Origin of the sequence: Methylobacterium sp. UNCCL125, assembly GCF_900116795.1 — a bacterium.
GTDB lineage: Bacteria > Pseudomonadota > Alphaproteobacteria > Rhizobiales > Beijerinckiaceae > Methylobacterium > Methylobacterium fujisawaense.
In genome coordinates this window covers 47675-65858 of sequence record NZ_FPBW01000033.1, presented here as the reverse complement: position 1 = coordinate 65858, position 18184 = coordinate 47675, and the positions used below count along the sequence as shown (strand labels likewise).

Sequence of the window (18184 nt, the reverse complement as noted above, 5' to 3'; positions counted from 1 at the left end):
CTGTACCTGCCCAACCTCGACAGCCTGTACCTGCCGCGGGACGCGGACGAACTCGCCGGCTTCATCGCAGAGCTGGCGCCGGTCCTGATCCACGTGCACTCGCTGGCGGGGCTGCGCTGGGCGGCGGCGCGGGCGCTGATGGATCGGGTGGCGGGGTCGGGCCGGCCCTACGCCTGGACGCTGCACGACTACTCGCCGGTCTGCCACCGCAACCACCTCGTGCAGCCGGACGGGCGCTATTGCGGGCTGGCGCCGGTCAGCGCGTGCCGGGCCTGTCTGGCTTCGGACGCGGACGGGTTCGAGGAGCCGGATCCGGGGGAGCGGCGGGCGGCGTTCGGGGCGTTCCTGGCGGGGGCTTCGCGGGTGTTCGCGCCGTCCGCCGACACGGCGGGCCGGATCCGGGGCGTGTACCCGGATCTCGCGGTCACGGTGCGGCCGCATGTCGAGCCGGAGCGCAGCGTGCGCTCCACCGCCCTAAAGCGGCCCGGACGCGTCCGCCGCGTCGCGGTGCTCGGCGCGATCAGCGCCACGAAGGGCGGGCTGTTCCTGCAGGCGCTGGCCACCGACGCGCAGGATCGGAAGCTGCCTTTGCGCTTCTCGATCGTGGGCTTCTCCGACCCGGCCCTGGCCGTCGGCCTGGAGCAGGTCGGGGTCGCCCAGACCGGGCGCTACGCCGGCGACCACGAGGCCCTGGACCTGGTCTGGCGGGTCTCGGCCGACCTGGTCCTGTTGCCGGCGATCTGGCCGGAGACCTACTCGTACGCGCTGACGCTGGCGCTGCGCACCGGCCTGCCGGTGGCGGCCTTCGACCTCGGCGCACCGGCCGAGCGGCTGCGCGCCTATCCGAACGGCCACCTGCTGCCCTGCGCCCTCGTCACCGACCCTGCCGCCTTCAACGACCGGCTGCTCGCCCTCGACGTCTCGGATGCGGGGCGATTCTCCGGACCGATCCGGGCCGCCGTCTACGGCGACCTGCTGCACGATTATTATGGCCTGGACCCGGCACCGGCCGGGTCGGAACGCCGCCGCATCGACGAGGACGCCGCATGATCTCCGTCAACGAGGACATGAAGCAGGAGATGCTGCGGCGCGGCATCTCGGTGCTGCATCCGGCTCCGTTCGGACTGCCGGAGGACTGCACCTTCGAGCCACCGTGCAGCATCAAGTGGATGGGCATCGATTACTGCCTCACCATGGGAGCCTTCTCGTACGCGGTGAGCGGCTACTATTTCGGCGCGGACATCGCCCGCTACTGCTCGATCGGCGAGAGCGTCCAGGTCGGGCGCGGCAGCCACCCGGTCCATTGCGGCTCGACCTCGCCGCTGTTCTACACGCACCACTCGGCGGTGTTCGACCGCCTGGACCCGCGGGCGGAGGATTACGAGATCTGCGGCCCCTATCTGTGGCCCAAGCGCGTGCGCATCGGCAACGACGTCTATATCGGCCACGGCGCCTTCCTGATGCCCGACATCACGATCGGCGACGGGGCGATCATCGGCGCCATGGCGGTGGTGACCAAGGACGTGCCGCCCTACGCGATCGTGGCCGGCAGCCCGGCCCGGATCGTGAAGATGCGCTTCCCCGACGCGCTGATCGAGCGCTACCTGAAGGTGCAGTGGTGGCGCTACGCCTTCTGGGACCTGCGCCAGTGCTCGATCACCGACCCGGAGAAATTCCTCGACGCCGTGGAGGAGCGGATCGCCGGCGGGATGCAGGAATACCGGCCGGACCTGATCCCGATCCAGTCGCTGCTGCCGGGCGCCTGAGGTCCGGGGCGCCGCGACGGCCCGTTCCCTCCGGCCGATCGGCAGAGAGCCCGGGGCACGGTACGCTCACCCCGCCAGCACCCGGGCGGCCGCGTCTCCGAGCGCCCGCACCCCGAGGGCGAGGTCGGCGTCGCTCGTATCCTCCGCCCAATGGTGGCTGATGCCGCCGATCGAGGGCACGAACAGCATCGCGGCCGGCAGGATCCGGGCGACGTTCTGCGCGTCGTGTCCGGCCCCCGAGGGCATCACCTGCCATCCGCCGGGGCAGACCCGCTCGGCGGCCTCCGAGAGGGCGCGCATCAGGTCCGGGTCGCAAGGGGCGGGGATCGCCTTGGAGAGAGCCGTCAGCGTCGCCGGGCAGCGCTCGCGCCGGTTCGATTCGCGCACCAGCGCCTCCAGGCAGGCCTCCATCCGCTCCAGCACCGGCATCGCCACGTCGCGGAACTGGAAGAACACCTCCGCCCGGCCCGGGATGATGCTGAAGCCGCCGGGATCCAGGGTGATCCGCCCGGTGGTCCAGGTGCTGCGCGGGCCGCAGACCTTCGGAAACGCCTGGTCGATCGCCGCCAGGAGCCGCACCGCCGAGAGGCCCGCGTCCCGGCGCTCCGCCATGGTGGTGCCGCCGGCATGGTCCTGGTTGCCCTCGAACACGATCCGGAACTGCCAGATCGCCACGATGCCGCTCACCACGCCGAGATGCAGGCCGGCGGATTCGAGCTGCGTGCCCTGCTCGATATGCATCTCCAGGAAGCCGCGGTAGCGGCCCGGATCGAGCCGCATCCGGGGCAGGCCGGCCAGGCCCGCGGCTTCGAGCGCCGCGCGCAGGGGGGTGCCGTCGGTGCGGTTGCGGGCTTCGTCGATCTCGGCCTCGGTCAGGTCGCCGATCGCCGAGCGGCTGCCCAGGAAACCGCCGGAGAAATGCCCCTCCTCGTCCGCGAAGGCGACGACGTCGACGGGCAGGCCGGCCCGGGCCAGCGCCACCCCGGCCACGACCCCCAGCGCCCCGTCGAGCCAGCCGGCCTCGTTCTGGGTCTCGATATGGCTGCCGACCAGGAGATGCGGGCCGGGGCCGCGGTGGCGCCCCAGCACGTTGCCGATCCCGTCGATGGAGGCCGCGAGCCCGCAGGCCTCCAGCTTGGCCATCAGCCAGCGGCGGGATTCCATGTCCTCGGGCGAGAAGGTCGGCCGGTGGACGCCGGTGCGGAACCGGCCGATCTCGCGCAGGGCGTACAGGTCGGCCAGGAAGGCGCGGGTGTCGATCTCGATCATGCGGGGCCCGGATGCTGGAGGGCGCCCCCTGCAAGCCGCATGCGCCTTCCTATTCCGCCGCCGCAGGTCTCCAGTCCGCCGGCTGCGTCCCCGCCATCCAGGCGGCGAGGTCGGTCCGGGCCCGGTCGGTGAGCGCGCGCTTCTTCAGCGCGGCCTTCTCGGGCCCGCGCAGGCGCCGGCCGGTCTCGTTGCGGGGGGCCTGCGCGAGCGGCGGGAACAGGCCGAAATTGACGTTCATCGGCTGGAACGAGCGCGGGGCGTTGGCCTCGCCGTCCGCCGCGACGTGGCCGCCGGTGATGTGGGCGATGAGCGCGCCGAGGGCCGTCGTCTGGGGCAGGGGGGCGAGGGGCCGGCCGGCCGCCTCGGCGACGGCGAAGCGGCCGGCCATCAGCCCGACCGCGGCACTCTCCACGTAGCCCTCGCAGCCGGTGATCTGGCCGGCGAAGCGCAAGGCGGGCCGGGCCTTCAGCCGGAGGGTGGCGTCGAGGAGACGCGGGCTGTCGAGATAGGTGTTGCGGTGCAGGCCCCCGAGGCGGGCGAACTCGGCCCGCTCCAGACCGGGGATCGTGCGGAAGATCCGGACCTGCTCGGCATAGGTCAGCTTCGTCTGGAAGCCGACCATGTTGTAGAGGGTGCCCAGCGCGTTGTCCTGGCGCAGTTGCACGATCGCGCAGGGCTTGACCAGCGGGTCCCGCGGGTTGGTGAGACCCACGGGCTTCATCGGGCCGTGGCGCAGGGTCTCGGGCCCGCGCTCGGCCATCACTTCGACGGGCAGGCAGCCGTCGAAATAGGGCGTGCCCTCCCATTGCTTGAACCCGATCTTCTCGCCCGCCACGAGGGCGGCCACGAAGGCGTCGTACTGCTCCCGGTTCATCGGGCAGTTGAGATAGTCGGCCCCCGTGCCGCCCGGCCCCGGCTTGTCGTAGCGGGACTGGAACCACGCCACCTCCATGTCGATCGAGTCGCGGTGGACGATGGGCGCGATGGCGTCGAAGAAGGCGAGGGATTCGGCCCCGGTGAGCCCCCGGATCCCCTCGGCGAGGGCGGGTGCGGTGAGCGGGCCGGTGGCGACGATGCAGGGGCCCCACGCCTCCGGCGGCAGCCCCTCGACCTCCCCGCGGACCAGGGTCACGTTGGGGTGCTGCTCCAGGGTCCGGGTCACCGCCGCGGAGAACCCCTCCCGGTCGACCGCCAGCGCCCCGCCCGCCGGCACTTGGTTGGCGTCGGCCGCCCGCATGATCAGCGAGCCGAGCGTGCGCATCTCCTGATGCAGCAGCCCGACCGCGTTGCCCTCCGGGTCGTCCGACCGGAAGGAATTTGAGCAAACGAGCTCGGCGAGCCCGTCGGTCTGATGGGCCTCGGTGCCGCGCACGGGGCGCATCTCATGGAGCACGGCGCGATGGCCGGCCTCGGCCACCTGCCAGGCGGCCTCGGATCCGGCGAGGCCGCCGCCGACGATATGGATGGTCTGTGTCATGCCTGAAAATAGCGAAGGACCGCCGCCCGGATCAACGGGCAACGGTCCTTCACGGCGTTCGGCTCGGACGCTGGGATCAAACGCGGGCGACGCCGCGGATCTCGCTGCGGTTGATGCCGAGATCGGCCAGGTCGCGGTCCGACAGGCGGGACAGCTGGGAAACGGTGTCGCGGTACCGGAGATAGGCGCGGACGCGGCTCAGGACGCTACGGGCGGCGGACATGGTGTGCTGTGACCTCTGTTCGAGCAGACGACGGCGCCTCATTGCGCATCGCTGCCTCTTGTTGGTGCAACGCACATATAATCCCGCCGCAGCGCAGCAGGAGTCGCAAGGTCAAGCACCAGACCTGCGGAAAGTGCATACCGGGCTTAAGAAACCGGCAAGGTTTCCAAATGGTCATTCTTTGTGCGCATGCAGGCCCCGGAAAGCCTCCCACAACGCGCGACGGGCGCCCCGCCGGTCGGCGGGACGCCCGTCATGCCGTTCGAATCGCCCGGCGCGAGGCTCAGTAGAACGGGCGCGGCCCGTAGAAGCCGTAGGGCCGGTAGAACGGCCGCGGCCGGTAATAGCCGCCATAGCCACCATAGTAGATCGGCCGCCGCCAGTATCCGTAGGGCCGGGGCCCCCAGTTCGGCCGGCAGATGCCCCAGGGATTCGGGTGGAAGCCGGGGCCGCAGCCCCCGGCCGCCTCGGCGGTGCCCGCGAGCCCGAGGCCGCCGGCGATCGCGGCGGCCATCACGAGCGCCTTCGCGCGCGGTGCGCTCAGAACCGTCATGACTGGATCTCCTCAACGCTTCCGGCGGATCGGGAGCCGGTCGTTGCAGATTCGACGCCGCCACCTGAACAGTCGCTGAGCCGTAAGTTGTGCCCGGTACAGGCCCAAGACGGCACCCACGACGGCACCCACGACGGCACCCACGACGGCACCCGCGGCGACGCCGCCCGGAGCGCGACGGCTGCGCGCTCCGGGCGGCCTCAGTGCAGCGAGGGCGTGCGCAGGAACCGTTCCCGGTCTCCGGAGACGAGGGCGAGCTTCACGCCGCGCCCCTCGCGGCGGACCGTGAGGGGCACCCGCACCCCGGCCTCGCCGAGCGCCCAGACGCTGCGGAACAGGGCGGCGAGATCGGCCACCGGCTCGCCGGCCACCGCCTCGATCACGTCGCCGGCCTGGAGGCCGCCGGTCTCGGCCGGACCGTTGTCGGCGAGGCCCATCACCACGATGCCCTCCTCGCTCTCGGTGGCGTAGAGGCCGAGCCAGGGGCGCGGCGGCCGGTTGGCCCGCCCGCGCGTGGCGAGGTCCTCGAGGATCGGCGTCAGCAGGTCGATGGGCACCACCATGTTGATCGGCCGCGCCGCGCCGGCGCCGCCCTGCTGCAGCTGCAGCGAGCCGATGCCGAGCAGGTCGCCCTGGGGACCGATCAGCGCGGTGCCGCCCCAATGCGGGTGCGCGGGGGCGGTGAACAGCGCCTCGTCGAGGACGTATTCCCAGTAGCCGGCGAATTCCTGCCGGGCCACGACCTCGACGGCGACGCAGCGCTGGCGCCCGCCCGCCCCCGCCAGCACGGCCCGGTCGCCGGTCTTCAGCCCGGCCGAGCGGCCGAGCGGGAGGGCCGGCACGCCGAGATCGCCGAGCGCCTGGACCAGGCCGAAGCCCGTGGCGGCGTCGAAGCCGAGGACGTGGCCGGGCACCGAGCGGCCGTCCCGGGTGGTGAGCCAGACGCTCTCGGCCTCGGTGACGAGGTAGCCGATGGTGAGCACCAAACCGTCCTCGCGGATCACCACGCCGTTGCCGGCGCGCTCGGTGCCGAGCGTCTCGGCGGTGAACGCGCTCTCCGGGATCCGCGCCGACAGGGCCAGCACGGCCGAGAGCGCCCGGTCGAGGTCGTAGCCGTAATCCGCGGGCCTGGGCTGGGCCTGCGCGGGGATCTTCCACTCGCCCTGCGTCGCCATGACTTTCCTTCGGCTCGTCCGCCTGCGCTCCGGTCGGCGCCGGAGCCGCGCCATCGGCACACCATAGGATGTCAGCGCCGCCCGCGTCACCCGCGGTCGGTTGCGACCCATGGAACGGGCCCGTTCGGGGCGGCCCGCGGCGGGGCCGGCACAACAAAAAACCGCCCGGCGGTGCCGGGCGGCGCGCCGTCCCGGAGGACGGCCTGTCGGAGATCCGGGCGCCCCCGCCGCGCGGCGGCGGGGAGCCCGGTGTCTCGGGTTGGTCTCAGTACTTGCGGACCAGGGCCGCCGGGACCGGCGAGGCGGCCGGGGCCGGCGAGTAGAGCGGCACGATGAACCGGATCCAGCCGTCGGTGGAGTAGTTGTCGCGGGTGCGGCCAAAGGCGTTGGTGTACTGCGCGCCGGTCACGACATCGCGGGCGACGTAGGCCTGGACGGTGAAGATCTTGAAGTCGTAGCCGACGAGGCCGCCGATGGCGAAGCGGCCGCGGTTGCCGGCCGCCGCGCTGGCCTGGCTGATGTCGAAGTTGTAGGTGCCGTAGGCGATCGGGCCGATCTCGAAGTTGCCGAACTTCTTCGTCGCGGTGAGGTCGAAGTTCAGGGCGTCCGAGAGGCGGATCGGGCCGATGGCGGCGCCGACCTGGCCGGGGAAGCGGCCGGGCGAGTCGTAGATGTTGGCGGTCAGGTTGGCGGTGATGTTCCAGCCGTCACCGGTGTAGCTGCCGGCGATGCCGAAGCGGTAGGTGTTGGAGGAGAGCTGCGGCAGGACCGGGGTGGCCGTCGTGCCGTTCGCGGTGATGATCGAGCCGCGGTCGCCGTTCAGGTCGTTCAGGTAGGCGCCGCCGAGCAAGCTGACGCCGAAGTTGTTGCCGAGGTCGAAGGCCCAGATGCCGCCGACGAAGGTGCCGACGTTGATCGAGATGTCCTTGTTGCGCACGCCCGCCGGGTTGCGGGTGAAGGCGAACACGGTCGGGGGCGCCACGAGCAGCTCGACGCGGCCGCCGAACGGCACGAACGGGGTCGACCAGACCAGGACCGGGATGTTGACGGCCGTGTCGGGCGAGTTTGGCGCGTCGGTGCGGCGGTAGGTGAACGTGTTGATCGCGTAGAGGCCTTCCGGCAGCGGCGCGCCGACGGCGAGGCCGACCTGCTCGCCGGGAACCGTGGTGGTCTGCGCCTGCGCGATCGTCGAGGTCATGCCGACCGTGAGCGCGACCGCGCCGGCCGCGAGCCAGTTCTTCATCATTTTCTCATTCCTTCCCAAGGTCCCACGGCTTCCGTCCCGCATTCGGCACTTCCTTGCCGGTCTGCTCGCCAATCGCGGCTGCCGGCTTCGGACCTACCGAGCGCCCCCACGGAGCCTGCCCGTCTCAACGTCTGCGACTATTCTACAGAGACCTGCGGAAAGACAGTGGAATGCTCGCCGAAACGCCACAACCGGCTGAACCGTTGCGCAAAATCCGCATTTTTGCGGCGATGCAACACTGTCCACAGACCCGGCCCAAACGGGGGGTCCGGCAAAATATCGTTGAATGGTCAAGCTGTTGTCGCGCCGGGGCACGGGAGAATCCGGCAAGGCCGGGGAGGTGATCGGGCAGGCCGCCGGGCGGGCCGCCCGGCCGGGATCCGGACCGGAATCCGGCTTCGAACCGGCCCGCGGCTGGCCCGAACCGGCGCCCCGCGGCTCGAATCACCGCCCGGCCGGGCGGATATGCGGACGGCACCCGGCAGAAACTGCCGCGCCGGCCTGCGATCGCGCCGGTCCGAACCGCCTGCCTCGTCCCGTCGGGCTCGCGGATTCGCGCGGCCCGCCCGTCCTGTGTGGGGGAGGGCCCGCGGCCGGCCCTGTCGCCGGTGCGTCCGACGCCGCCGCTTACCCGGAAGGTTTGGCCCGGAAGGTTTGGCGCGCTACTCGGCGGCGCGGCCTCGGCGCGCGGGCGCCGCGGGGCGCCGCTCCAGCACCTCGCGCAGGAACCGGCCGGTATGGCTGGCCTTGGAGCGGGCGATCTCTTCCGGCGTGCCCTGCGCCACGACCCGGCCGCCGCCGTCGCCGCCCTCGGGACCCATGTCGATCACCCAGTCGGCGGTCTTGATCACTTCGAGGTTGTGCTCGATCACCACCACGGTGTTGCCCTGGTCCACCAGCTCGTGGAGCACCTCCATGAGCTTGGCGACGTCGTGGAAATGCAGGCCGGTGGTCGGCTCGTCGAGGATGTAAAGGGTGCGCCCCGTGGCGCGCTTCGACAGCTCCTTGGAGAGCTTCACGCGCTGCGCCTCGCCCCCCGACAGGGTGGTGGCCTGCTGGCCGACATGGACGTAGTGCAGGCCGACCCGCTTCAGGGTCTCGAGCTTGTCGCGGATCGCCGGCACCGCCTTGAACAGCTCGGCCGCCTCCTCGACGGTGGAATCGAGCACGTCGGCGATGGACTTGGCCCGGTACTTCACCTCCAGGGTCTCGCGGTCGTAGCGCTTGCCCTTGCAGACGTCGCAGGTGACGTAGACGTCGGGCAGGAAATGCATCTCGATCTTGATGACGCCGTCGCCCGAGCAGGCCTCGCAGCGGCCGCCCTTGACGTTGAACGAGAAGCGGCCGGGCTGGTAGCCCCGCGCCTTGGCCTCCGGCAGGCCCGCGAACCAGTCGCGGATCGGCGTGAAGGCGCCGATATAGGTGGCGGGGTTCGAGCGCGGCGTGCGGCCGATCGGCGACTGGTCGATGTCGATGACCTTGTCGAGGTGCTCCAGCCCCTCCAGCCGCCCGTAGGGGGCCGGATGCTCCAGGGCGCCGTTCAGCTTCTTGGCGATCGCCTTGTAGAGGGTGTCGATCACCAGGGTGGACTTGCCGCCGCCCGAGACGCCGGTGATGCAGGTGAAGGTGCCGAGCGGGATCTCGACATCGACATCCTTCAGATTGTTGCCCCGGGCGCCGAACAGGCCGAGCTTGCCCTTGCGGCCTTTTCGGCGCGCGGTGGGCGTCCGGACTGCCATCTCGCCCGTGAGGTATTTCGCGGTGAGCGAGGCCGGGTTGGCCAGGACCTCGGCGGGAGTGCCCTGCGCGATGATCTCGCCACCGTGGATACCGGCGCCCGGGCCGACATCGACCACGTAATCGGCCTGCAGGATCGCGTCCTCGTCGTGCTCGACCACGATCACCGAATTGCCGAGGTCGCGCAGGCGCTTGAGCGTGCCGAGCAGCCGCTCGTTGTCGCGCTGGTGCAGGCCGATCGACGGCTCGTCCAGGACGTAGAGCACGCCGGTGAGGCCGGAGCCGATCTGCGAGGCCAGCCGGATGCGCTGGCTCTCGCCGCCCGAGAGGGAGCCGGAGCCGCGGGCGAGCGTCAGGTATTCGAGGCCGACATCCACCAGGAAGCTCAGCCGGTCGCGGATCTCCTTCAGGATCCGGACCGCGATGGCGTTCTGCTTCGCCGTCAGCTTCTCCGGCAGCTCCGAGAACCAGCGATGCGCCTCACTGACTGAGAGGGCCGTGACATCGGCAATGTCGGCCATGGCGACCTTCACGGCGAGCGCCTCGGGCTTCAGCCGCTTGCCGCCGCAGGCGGCGCAGGGCGTCTCGCTCATGAAGCGCCCGATCTCCTCCCGGACGGCGTCCGAGTCGCTCTCCTTGTAGCGGCGCTCCAGGTTCGGGATCACGCCCTCGAAGGGCTTGTTGACCGTGTACTTGCGCAACCCGTCGTCGTAGGCGAAGCGGATCGCCTGCTTGCCCGAGCCGTACAGCACGATGGCACGGGCCGTCTCCGACAGGCTCTGCCACGGGACGCTGGTCTTGAAGCCGAAATGCTCGGCCAGCGCCTCCAGGGTCTGGCCGTAATAGGGCGAGGTCGATTTCGCCCAGGGGCCGACGGCGCCGCGCTTCAGGCTCAAAGCGGGATCGGAGATGACCAGCTCGGGGTCGATCCGCATCTCGTGGCCGATGCCGCTGCAGGTCGGGCAGGCGCCGAACGGGTTGTTGAACGAGAACAGCCGGGGCTCGATCTCCGCGATGGTGAAGCCCGAGACCGGGCAGGCGAAGCGCGACGAGAAGGTGATGGTCCGGGGCGTCTCGCCCTCGGGGGCATCCGCGAACACGACCTCCGCGATGCCATCGGCCAGCTCCAGGGCCGTCTCGAAGGACTCGGCCAGCCGCGAGCCGATATCGGCCCGGACCACGATGCGGTCGACCACCACGTCGATGTCGTGCTTGAACTTCTTGTCGAGCTTGGGCACGTCGTCGATGGCGTAGTATTCGCCGTTCACGCGCAGGCGCTGGAAGCCCTTCTTCTGGTACTCGGCGATTTCCTTGCGGTACTCGCCCTTGCGTCCGCGGACCACGGGCGCCAGCAGGTAGAGCCGGGTCTTCTCCGGCAATTCCAGCACCCGGTCGACCATCTGCTGGACGGTCTGGCTCTCGATCGGCAGGCCGGTGTCGGGCGAGTAGGGGATGCCGACCCGCGCCCAGAGCAGGCGCATGTAGTCGTAGATCTCGGTGACCGTCCCGACGGTGGAGCGGGGGTTCTTGGAGGTGGTCTTCTGCTCGATGGAGATCGCCGGCGACAGCCCGTCGATCTGGTCGACGTCGGGCTTCGACATCATCTCCAGGAACTGGCGGGCATAGGCCGAGAGCGACTCGACGTAGCGGCGCTGCCCCTCGGCGTAGATCGTGTCGAAGGCCAGCGACGACTTGCCCGAGCCCGACAGCCCGGTGAACACCACGAGCTTGTCCCGGGGGATCGTCAGGTCGACGTTCTTGAGGTTGTGCTCCCGGGCCCCCCGGACCGCGATGACCCGCCGGTCATGGGCGCTCGCCGGCGCGGCGTCGAACAGGGCCGCCAGCTTGGCGTCGATCGCGGCCTCGGCGGCCGCCCCAGGGCGGGCGGGCTTTTCGGACTTCGCGCGGGTCGGCTTGGGCTGCGGGGCCGGGGCGGCGGTGGCGGCTTTCGGAGCCTTGGACGCCGTCTGCGCGGCGGCTGTCGGGGCAGCTTGGGCGGCGCCGGCGCGGCTTGCGGCACGACTTCCAGCTTGGGCTTTGGCCATGAGGGCGGCGGTCTTTCGAGGCGTCGACGCAGTCGGATCGGATCCGGATCGGATTCGCGCGCGGGCCAGCCGCCGCTCCGACACATGTCGAGCCCGAGGGGGCCGACGGCAAGGTGGGGCCGGCGGGACGCAGGTCCGTCATGCGCCGCCCTTGCTAGAACGAAACGCGTACGGCGGCAACCGCTCGGCGAACGAGCCGCCGCCCTTGCGCGCGCGGCAAAGCGTTCCGGCAGCGCCCGAGCGGGCGTCCAAGCGGGCGTGCAAGCGGGCGTCCAAGCGGGCGCGCGAGGGCGCCTGCGAGGAACCGGGCAAGTCGCCGACGCATGGGGCCGCCGGTGTCCCCTCCGGGCGCGCGGCACGGCGCGCGCGACGACGGCCCGGTGTTGCACCGCGGGAACCGAGGCCCCACGTCGCCGGGATCCACCCTCGGACTCGACTCCATCGACAGGTGCCGATGCCAGCGCTCGACCTGACCGACCCGGTCGCCCTCGGCGGGGCGGGGGACCGGAATGCGGCCCGCGGACAGAGCGTGTCCACGCGGCTGCTGTTCCTGATCGTGGGCATCGCCAACGCCACCTGGGCGCCCCTGGTGCCGCTGGTGCAGGACCGCGCCGGCCTCGACGCGGCGGGGCTCGGCCTGCTGCTCCTCACCTTCGGCATCGGCTCGATCCTGGCGATGCCGAGCGCCGGGGCGGCGGCTTCGCGGCTCGGTTTCCGGCCGGTCCTGCTCGCCGGCACGCTGGCGATCGGCCTCGCCCTGCCGGTGCTGGCCGTGGGCGATGGGCTCGTGCCGCTCACCCTGGCGCTGGTGCTGTTCGGCGCCGGGATGGGGGCGGTGGACTGCGTCATGAACCTGCAGGCCGTCGTGGTGGAGCGCGCCAGCGGGCGCCCGATGATGTCGGGCTTCCACGGCCTCTACAGTCTCGGCTGCATCCTGGGGGCGCTGATCGCCAGCGGCCTGCTGGCGGCCGGGCTCGGCGCGGGCTGGAGCGTGCTGCTCCTGGTCGCCGGGATCGCGGCCCTGTTCGCGGCCGCCTGGCCCGGGATCCTGCCGGCCGAGCGGGCAGGGGGGAGCGGAGGCCCCGCCTTCGCGCGCCCCCGGGGCGTCGTGCTGGTGCTGGGCCTGCTCTGCTTCGTGGTGTTCCTCACCGAGGGCTCGGCCCTCGACTGGAGCGCGGTGTTCCTGATCCAGCAGCGGGGCCTCGATCCGGCCTGGGCGGCGCTCGGCTACGCGGCCTTCTCGGTGACGATGACGGCGGGGCGCCTTGCCGGCGATCGGGTCGTGGCCCGGCTCGGGCGGCGGCCCGTGGTGGTCTTCGGCGGCCTCCTGGCGGCCGCCGGACTCGCGCTCTCGGTCCTGGTCCCGGCCTGGGAGGCGGCCCTCGCCGGCTACGCCCTGGTCGGGGCGGGCTGCGCCAACATCGTCCCGGTCCTGTTCACGGCGGCCGGCCGCCAGACCGCGATGCCCGCGCGCGTGGCGGTGCCGGCGGTGACGACGCTCGGCTATGCCGGGGTGCTGGCGGGCCCGGCGCTGATCGGCTTCGCCGCGCAGGCTTTGGGCCTGTCCGCCGCGCTCCTGCTCGTGGCGGCCCTGCTCCTCGCCGTGGCGGCGGCCGGGCGGTCCCTGCCGGTGTGAGGCTCACGCCTCGGCGTTGCGCGCCATGAAGGTGGCGGGGCTGCCGTCCTCCGGGTTCACGAAGACGATGTCGGTGGGCGCCCGCCGGGGGGTGTCGATCGCGAGGAACACCACCGGTTCCGCGGGATCGATCTCCGGCATGGCGTGGACCGTGCCCTTCTCGAAGACCAGGAGCTGACCGGGGCCGAATGCGGTCGCGGCGGCCGGGTCGCCCAGCCAGACCGTGCCCCGGCCCGACAGGCAGTAGAGGTACTCGTCGCAGGTGGCGTGGTAATGCGGCGGAGTCGGCCGGTAGACCCGGAACACCCGGGCGCTCGCGGCCTCCCGGTCGGTCAGATAGGTGTCGACCAGGAGGGTCTGGGCGCTGCCGGGCAGCGCCGCCGCCAGCGCCGCCACGTCGAAGATGCCGGTCCCCGCCGCGTCCGCCATCGCGTCCTCCTCACTCCGAAAACCGTCGCGCACGATCCTGTCCTCGGCCCGCCCGCTCTCGATCGGCGCCGGGGCGCGCCGCGGGCTCGCGGCGTCGATCCCCCCGTCATGCTCATCCAGAGTGGTGCGCAGGCGCCCCGCGTCAACGCGGCGAGACAGCCCGTCGAGGCGTGCGCCCCGGCGGCGACGTCCTGCGGGCCGCCCATCCTGCGGGCCGCCCATCGCGCGCCGGGACGGGAACGCCCGGGGCCGCCACAGGCTCCTGCGCTTGCGGAGCCGGAAATCAGCCGCTCCGGGTCGTCGATCGGGGTGACGAGCGGGGTGGCGAGAGCGACGATCCCGGCCCGGGGGGCGGCGGTGGCGGAGACGACGCGGGCTGGGGCGCGGAAGGGCGCAGCTGTCGCCCCCCGCTGGAGAGGACCCGGCGGTTCAGGGCGCTCCGGCGGCGGCGGTCCCGCATGACCCGGCGCAGGGTCACGATCCCGCGCCCCGCAATAGAACCGGGGGAGCGAATTCCCCGGACGGCCTCCGCCGAAGTACCGCCGCTGATGAAAGACGGCCCGCCCCCGCACGGGCGATCCCCGGAACCGATTATCCCCGCGCTGAAGACCTGGCAAACCTGCACACCGACAGCGCCGCCCCGACCGAAACTGCCATCCGATCAGGCAGAGCTGCACCGAATCCGGGCAGGTCAGCATAACCAGATCTTTATGACCTGCGGCCAAGCTCCGTTCTGTTCTCCGAGATGTCCTGCCGCCGATGATCCTCCTCTCCTCGCTTCGCGCCCGGATCCTGGTCGTGGCGCTCGCCCCCAGCCTCGCCTTCGCGGGGGCCGCCGGCTGGACGGTGTCCGACCAGTGGGCGCGGCGCGCCGAGATGGACCGGGTGGAGAGCCTCGTCGGCCTCGCCTCGCGGATCAGCGCCTTCGTGCATGAGGCCCAGCGCGAGCGCGGTGCCTCCAGCCTGTTCCTGGGCGCGAAGGGCGCACAGTTCGGGCCCGAACTCGCCGCCCAGCGCGTGCGCACCGACGCGGCGCTCGCAGACCTTCCCGGGGCGATGGCGGCGGCCACGCAGTACGGCCCGGACTTCGCGGCGCGCGGCGCGGGTTTCGGCCAGGCGCTCGCCGGGCTCGCCGACCAGCGGCGGGCGGTGGATGCCCTGACGGCCGGCGTCCCCCAGGCGGCCGGCTACTACACCGGCCTGATCGGCGAGGGGCTCGGGCTCGTGCGGGCGATGGGCGGGGCGATCGACGAGGCCGGCCTCGCCGCCCGGGCGAACGCCTACGCGGCCTTCCTGGCCATGAAGGAAGCCGCCGGCCAGGAGCGGGCCGCCGCCTCGGCGGTCTTCGCCTCCGGCAACCTGGACCTCGCGGCCGCGCGCCGGCTCGCCACCCTCTCGGCCGAGCAGGCGACCTATGCGGGCCTGTTCCGGGCCGGGGCCGAGGCCGCCCAGACGACCCTTCTCGACGCCGCCGAGGCGACCGAGCCGGCCCGGGCGGTCGCGCGCCTGCGCAGGATCGCCCAGGAGACGATGCCGGGGACGCCGCTCGCCTTCCGCGACGCGCCTTCCTGGTTCGGCCTCGCCACGCAGCGCATCGATGCCCTGAAGGGCGTGGAGGACCGGCTCACCGCCGATCTGGAGGCCGCCGCCGGCGCCCTGCGCGCCCGGGCGGACCGGATGCTGACCCTCTGGATCGCCGGAGGCCTCGCCCTGTTCGCCCTCTCGGCCGGCCTCGCGGTCTGGCTCGGCACCGCGATCGCGCGCCCCCTCGCCCGGATGGCGCAGGTTCTGACCGCGATCGGCCGGGACCAGGGGACGGCCGATCTGGCGATCCCGTCGGGGGGCCCGCGGGAGGTCCGGGCGATCGCCGCCGCCGCGGTCGCCTTCCGCGACAGCGTCGCCGAGCGTCGCGCCGCCCGGGCCGCGCAGGAGCGGCTCGCCGCCGAGGCGAGTGCCGCGCAGCGCGCCGCCGCCCTGGGCCTCGCCGACAGCTTCGAGCGCCAGGTGGGCGGCATCGTCGCGGCCGTCTCGGCGGCGGCCGCCCAGCTGGAGGCCTCCGCGCACGGCATGGCCCGGACCGCGCAGGACACCACGGATCTCAGCCGGACGGTGGCCGGATCCGCCGATTCGGCCGCGCGCTCGGCCGACACGGTGGCGGCGGCCACCGAGGAACTCACCGCCTCGGTCCGGGAGATCGGCGTACAGGTGGGGGCCTCGGCCGACCTCGCCGCCGCCGCGACCCGGGACGCGGACGGGACCGCCGGCGAGGTGCACCGTCTCGCCCAGGCGGCCGGGAGCATCGGGGAGATCGTCGCGATCATCTCGCAGATCGCCGGTCAGACCAACCTGCTGGCGCTCAACGCCACGATCGAGGCTGCCCGCGCCGGCGAGGCGGGCCGCGGCTTCGCGGTGGTCGCCGCCGAGGTCAAGGACCTCGCCACCCAGACCAGCCGGGCCACCGAGGAGATCGCCGCCAAGGTCGCCGAGATCACCGGCTCGACGGAGGCCTCGGTCCGGTCCATCGGCAGCATCACCGAGGTGATTCGCAACCTCGCCCGGATCGGGGCCGAGATCGCCGCCATGGTCGAGGAGCAGGGCGCGGCCACCGCGGAGATCGCCCGGACCACCGCCCAGACCTCGCAGGACACCCGCGGGGTCTCGGGGCACATGGCGGGCGTCGGCGAGGCCGCCGCCGCGGCCAGCCGGGGCTCCGAACAGGTGCTGCGGGCAGCAGGGGACCTGTCCCGCCAAGCGAGCGACCTGCGGGAGGCCGCGGAGGGCTTCCTCACCCGGATCCGGGCGGCTTGAGCCGGGGCTTCCGAAGGGCGCGCCCTCGGACGGGGTGTCGGGGCGGCGCCCCGGCGTCACCGGGCCATGCCCGACGGCAGGGCACCCCCTGCACCCGCGAAGGGTCCCGGCGCCTTCGAATCCGGGATCTGTCGTGGGTCCTGCCGCGGCCCAACGCCGGGACGCCCCGCGCCCTCAGTGCACGCCGGCCTCCGGAACCGTGCCGGAAGGTCAGGAGCGCCACATCGATCTGGCCGAGGCGGTGAGCGCGCGGATCCGGCGCGGCCGAATCGGCGGGCTCAGTCGGGAATCGCGAACCCGATCGACAGGCACAGGGCCGCGACGGCCGTCAGCGCCACGGCGGCCTGACGGACCTGATGCCAGCGCGCGCTGCGCGCGCGCTCCTCCGGGCTGGCGCCCAGCTGCAGCTCGTCGTCGAAGCCCCTCACGAAGGATTCGAAACTCGGAAAGGCACGCCGCGCGAGCCAAGTCCATACGCCGACAGCGACCAGGCCGACGGCCCAGCCGCCATAGGTCATCACATCGTCCAGCATCCGGACGCAGCCTTCCAGCCTACGCCCCCCTCATCCGCAACTCTACGGGAAGTTGCGGAAACTGCCTAGTCGGAAGAGGGGCTTCCGGCGCCGGTTCCGTGTTTCCGAACGTGTCTCGACCGGGCCGTCGGTCCGCGTCGCGGACAGGCCTCGGTCAGGTCGCGGTCAGGTCTCGGTCCGGCCGAGGGCGTAGAGGGTGATGGCGGCGGCGTTCGAGACGTTGAGGCTGCGGATCGCCCCCGCGAAGGGGATCCGCGCCAGCAGGTCGCAGCAGCTCCGGGTGCGCTCGCGCAGCCCCTTGCCCTCGGCGCCCAGCACGATCACCAGCGGCCGGGCGACCGTCACGGCGTCGAGGCTTTCCGGCGCGTCGGAATCGAGGCCGACCCGGGTGAAGCCGCGTTCCCCCAGGGCGATCAGCGCCTCGGCGAGGTTCCGGACGGTCACGAACGGCACGTGCTCCAGGCCGCCGGAGGCGGATTTCGCCAGGACCCCGGTTGCGCCCGGGGCGTGGCGCGCCGTGGTGACGATCCCCGCCACCCCGAAGGCCGCGGCGGTGCGGACGATCGCCCCGACATTGTGCGGGTCGGTGATCTGGTCGAGCGCCAGCAGCAGCGCGTCGGCGGGCAGATCGTCGAGCCCCGGGGCGGGCAGGGGCTCGGCCTCGAGATACAGCCCCTGGTGGACGGCGTCCGGTCCGAGCAGGCGGCCGATCTCGCTCGGCCGGACCAGTTCCGGGGTGATCCGCAAGGCGCCGCCGAACTCCGCCTCCAGCCGCGCCGCCGCGTTCTCGGTGGCGAGCAGCCGCTGCAGGCCGCGCTGCGCATTGCCCAGGGCCTGAACCACGGGATGCCAGCCATAGAGCACGGCCGGCCCGTCGCCGTCCGCCTCCCGCTGGCGGCCCGCCGCGCCGGGACGGCTGCCGGGGCGGTTGCCGGGCCGCAGAGCCGGACGTCGGGGCCCGTGCGGGCGATTCGGGGCGGGGCGACCGCCGGACGGACGGCCGTCATCGCGGCGGTCCGTCATCGGGATTCGATCGGGAAGGGAGGCATCGGCACGCTCTTCATCTGAGGGCCCTCTGGGACGGCTCCGAGAAACCGGGCGGCATCGCCCGCGTCAAGCCGCCATCGCGGGGATCGCGACGGTCCCCGTGACGAAGCCGGCCGGCCCGCCGCCATCCAGGCTCTGCGGATCGTCAAGCGGTGACGGCGGCAATTCGAGGGAATGTGGAAAACCATCATACATTCCCTTCGTACCCTGTGCGCTTCCGGTGCGATCAGGGTTCGTTCG

General features: G+C 72.6%; 13 protein-coding genes and 1 pseudogene. 4 read left to right on the top strand and 10 right to left on the bottom strand.

Annotation, left to right across the window (positions count from 1 at the left end):
• A pseudogene (locus BM396_RS26630) lies at positions 1-1050 on the top strand (glycosyl transferase); the annotation flags it as partial.
• Entirely contained in the window at positions 1047-1766 is a 720-nt protein-coding gene (locus BM396_RS33730) for a CatB-related O-acetyltransferase (RefSeq protein WP_043345613.1), read from the top strand. The pseudogene BM396_RS26630 and the gene BM396_RS33730, both read left to right, overlap by 4 nt.
• A 66-nt stretch (positions 1767-1832) precedes the next feature.
• On the opposite strand, the gene BM396_RS26620 is transcribed toward BM396_RS33730, so the two are convergent.
• From BM396_RS26620 to uvrA, 7 genes are all read right to left on the bottom strand, one after another.
• The gene (locus BM396_RS26620; protein WP_043385894.1) at positions 1833-3035 is read right to left on the bottom strand and encodes a Zn-dependent hydrolase; all 1203 of its coding nucleotides are present in this window, start codon (positions 3033-3035) and stop codon (positions 1833-1835) included.
• Between the two features lie 49 nt (positions 3036-3084).
• Positions 3085-4512, bottom strand: a complete 1428-nt coding sequence (gene trmFO / locus BM396_RS26615) for a methylenetetrahydrofolate--tRNA-(uracil(54)-C(5))-methyltransferase (FADH(2)-oxidizing) TrmFO (RefSeq protein ID WP_043345618.1) — start codon at positions 4510-4512, stop codon at positions 3085-3087.
• A 76-nt stretch (positions 4513-4588) separates the two neighbouring features.
• Positions 4589-4735, bottom strand: a complete 147-nt coding sequence (locus tag BM396_RS26610; protein WP_012318555.1) for a DUF1127 domain-containing protein — start codon at positions 4733-4735, stop codon at positions 4589-4591.
• Between the two features lie 283 nt (positions 4736-5018).
• Positions 5019-5288: a GCG_CRPN prefix-to-repeats domain-containing protein gene (locus BM396_RS26605; RefSeq protein WP_043345620.1), complete on the bottom strand. Its 270-nt coding sequence runs from the start codon at positions 5286-5288 to the stop codon at positions 5019-5021.
• Positions 5289-5488: 200 nt separating this feature from the next.
• Positions 5489-6463 carry a S1C family serine protease gene (locus BM396_RS26600; RefSeq protein WP_043345622.1) on the bottom strand — a complete coding sequence of 325 codons (975 nt, stop codon included), beginning with the start codon at positions 6461-6463 and terminating at the stop codon, positions 5489-5491.
• A gap of 265 nt (positions 6464-6728) precedes the next feature.
• A complete protein-coding gene (locus tag BM396_RS26595) occupies positions 6729-7709 on the bottom strand; it encodes a transporter (RefSeq protein ID WP_043345625.1) in 981 nt (326 codons plus the stop codon).
• A gap of 662 nt (positions 7710-8371) precedes the next feature.
• Positions 8372-11491, bottom strand: a complete 3120-nt coding sequence (uvrA, locus tag BM396_RS26590) for an excinuclease ABC subunit UvrA (RefSeq protein ID WP_043385896.1) — start codon at positions 11489-11491, stop codon at positions 8372-8374.
• A 454-nt stretch (positions 11492-11945) separates the two neighbouring features.
• Between uvrA and BM396_RS26585 the strand changes: the two genes are divergently transcribed.
• Positions 11946-13127: an MFS transporter gene (locus tag BM396_RS26585; RefSeq protein ID WP_043385899.1), complete on the top strand. Its 1182-nt coding sequence runs from the start codon at positions 11946-11948 to the stop codon at positions 13125-13127.
• A 3-nt stretch (positions 13128-13130) separates the two neighbouring features.
• Here BM396_RS26585 and BM396_RS26580 read toward each other — a convergent pair whose 3' ends face one another.
• The gene (locus tag BM396_RS26580; protein ID WP_043351508.1) at positions 13131-13556 is read right to left on the bottom strand and encodes a cupin domain-containing protein; all 426 of its coding nucleotides are present in this window, start codon (positions 13554-13556) and stop codon (positions 13131-13133) included.
• 759 nt (positions 13557-14315) lie between these two features.
• Here BM396_RS26580 and BM396_RS26570 point away from each other — a divergent pair.
• Positions 14316-16364, top strand: coding sequence for a methyl-accepting chemotaxis protein (locus BM396_RS26570; RefSeq protein ID WP_043385901.1), 2049 nt, complete (start codon positions 14316-14318; stop codon positions 16362-16364).
• 278 nt (positions 16365-16642) lie between these two features.
• Here the strand turns inward: BM396_RS26570 and BM396_RS26565 are convergent, their stop codons facing one another.
• Positions 16643-16897 carry a hypothetical protein gene (locus BM396_RS26565; protein WP_043385904.1) on the bottom strand — a complete coding sequence of 85 codons (255 nt, stop codon included), beginning with the start codon at positions 16895-16897 and terminating at the stop codon, positions 16643-16645.
• 165 nt (positions 16898-17062) lie between these two features.
• Positions 17063-17920, bottom strand: a complete 858-nt coding sequence (locus BM396_RS26560; protein WP_043385906.1) for a TrmH family RNA methyltransferase — start codon at positions 17918-17920, stop codon at positions 17063-17065.
• Positions 17921-18184 lie beyond the last annotated feature (264 nt).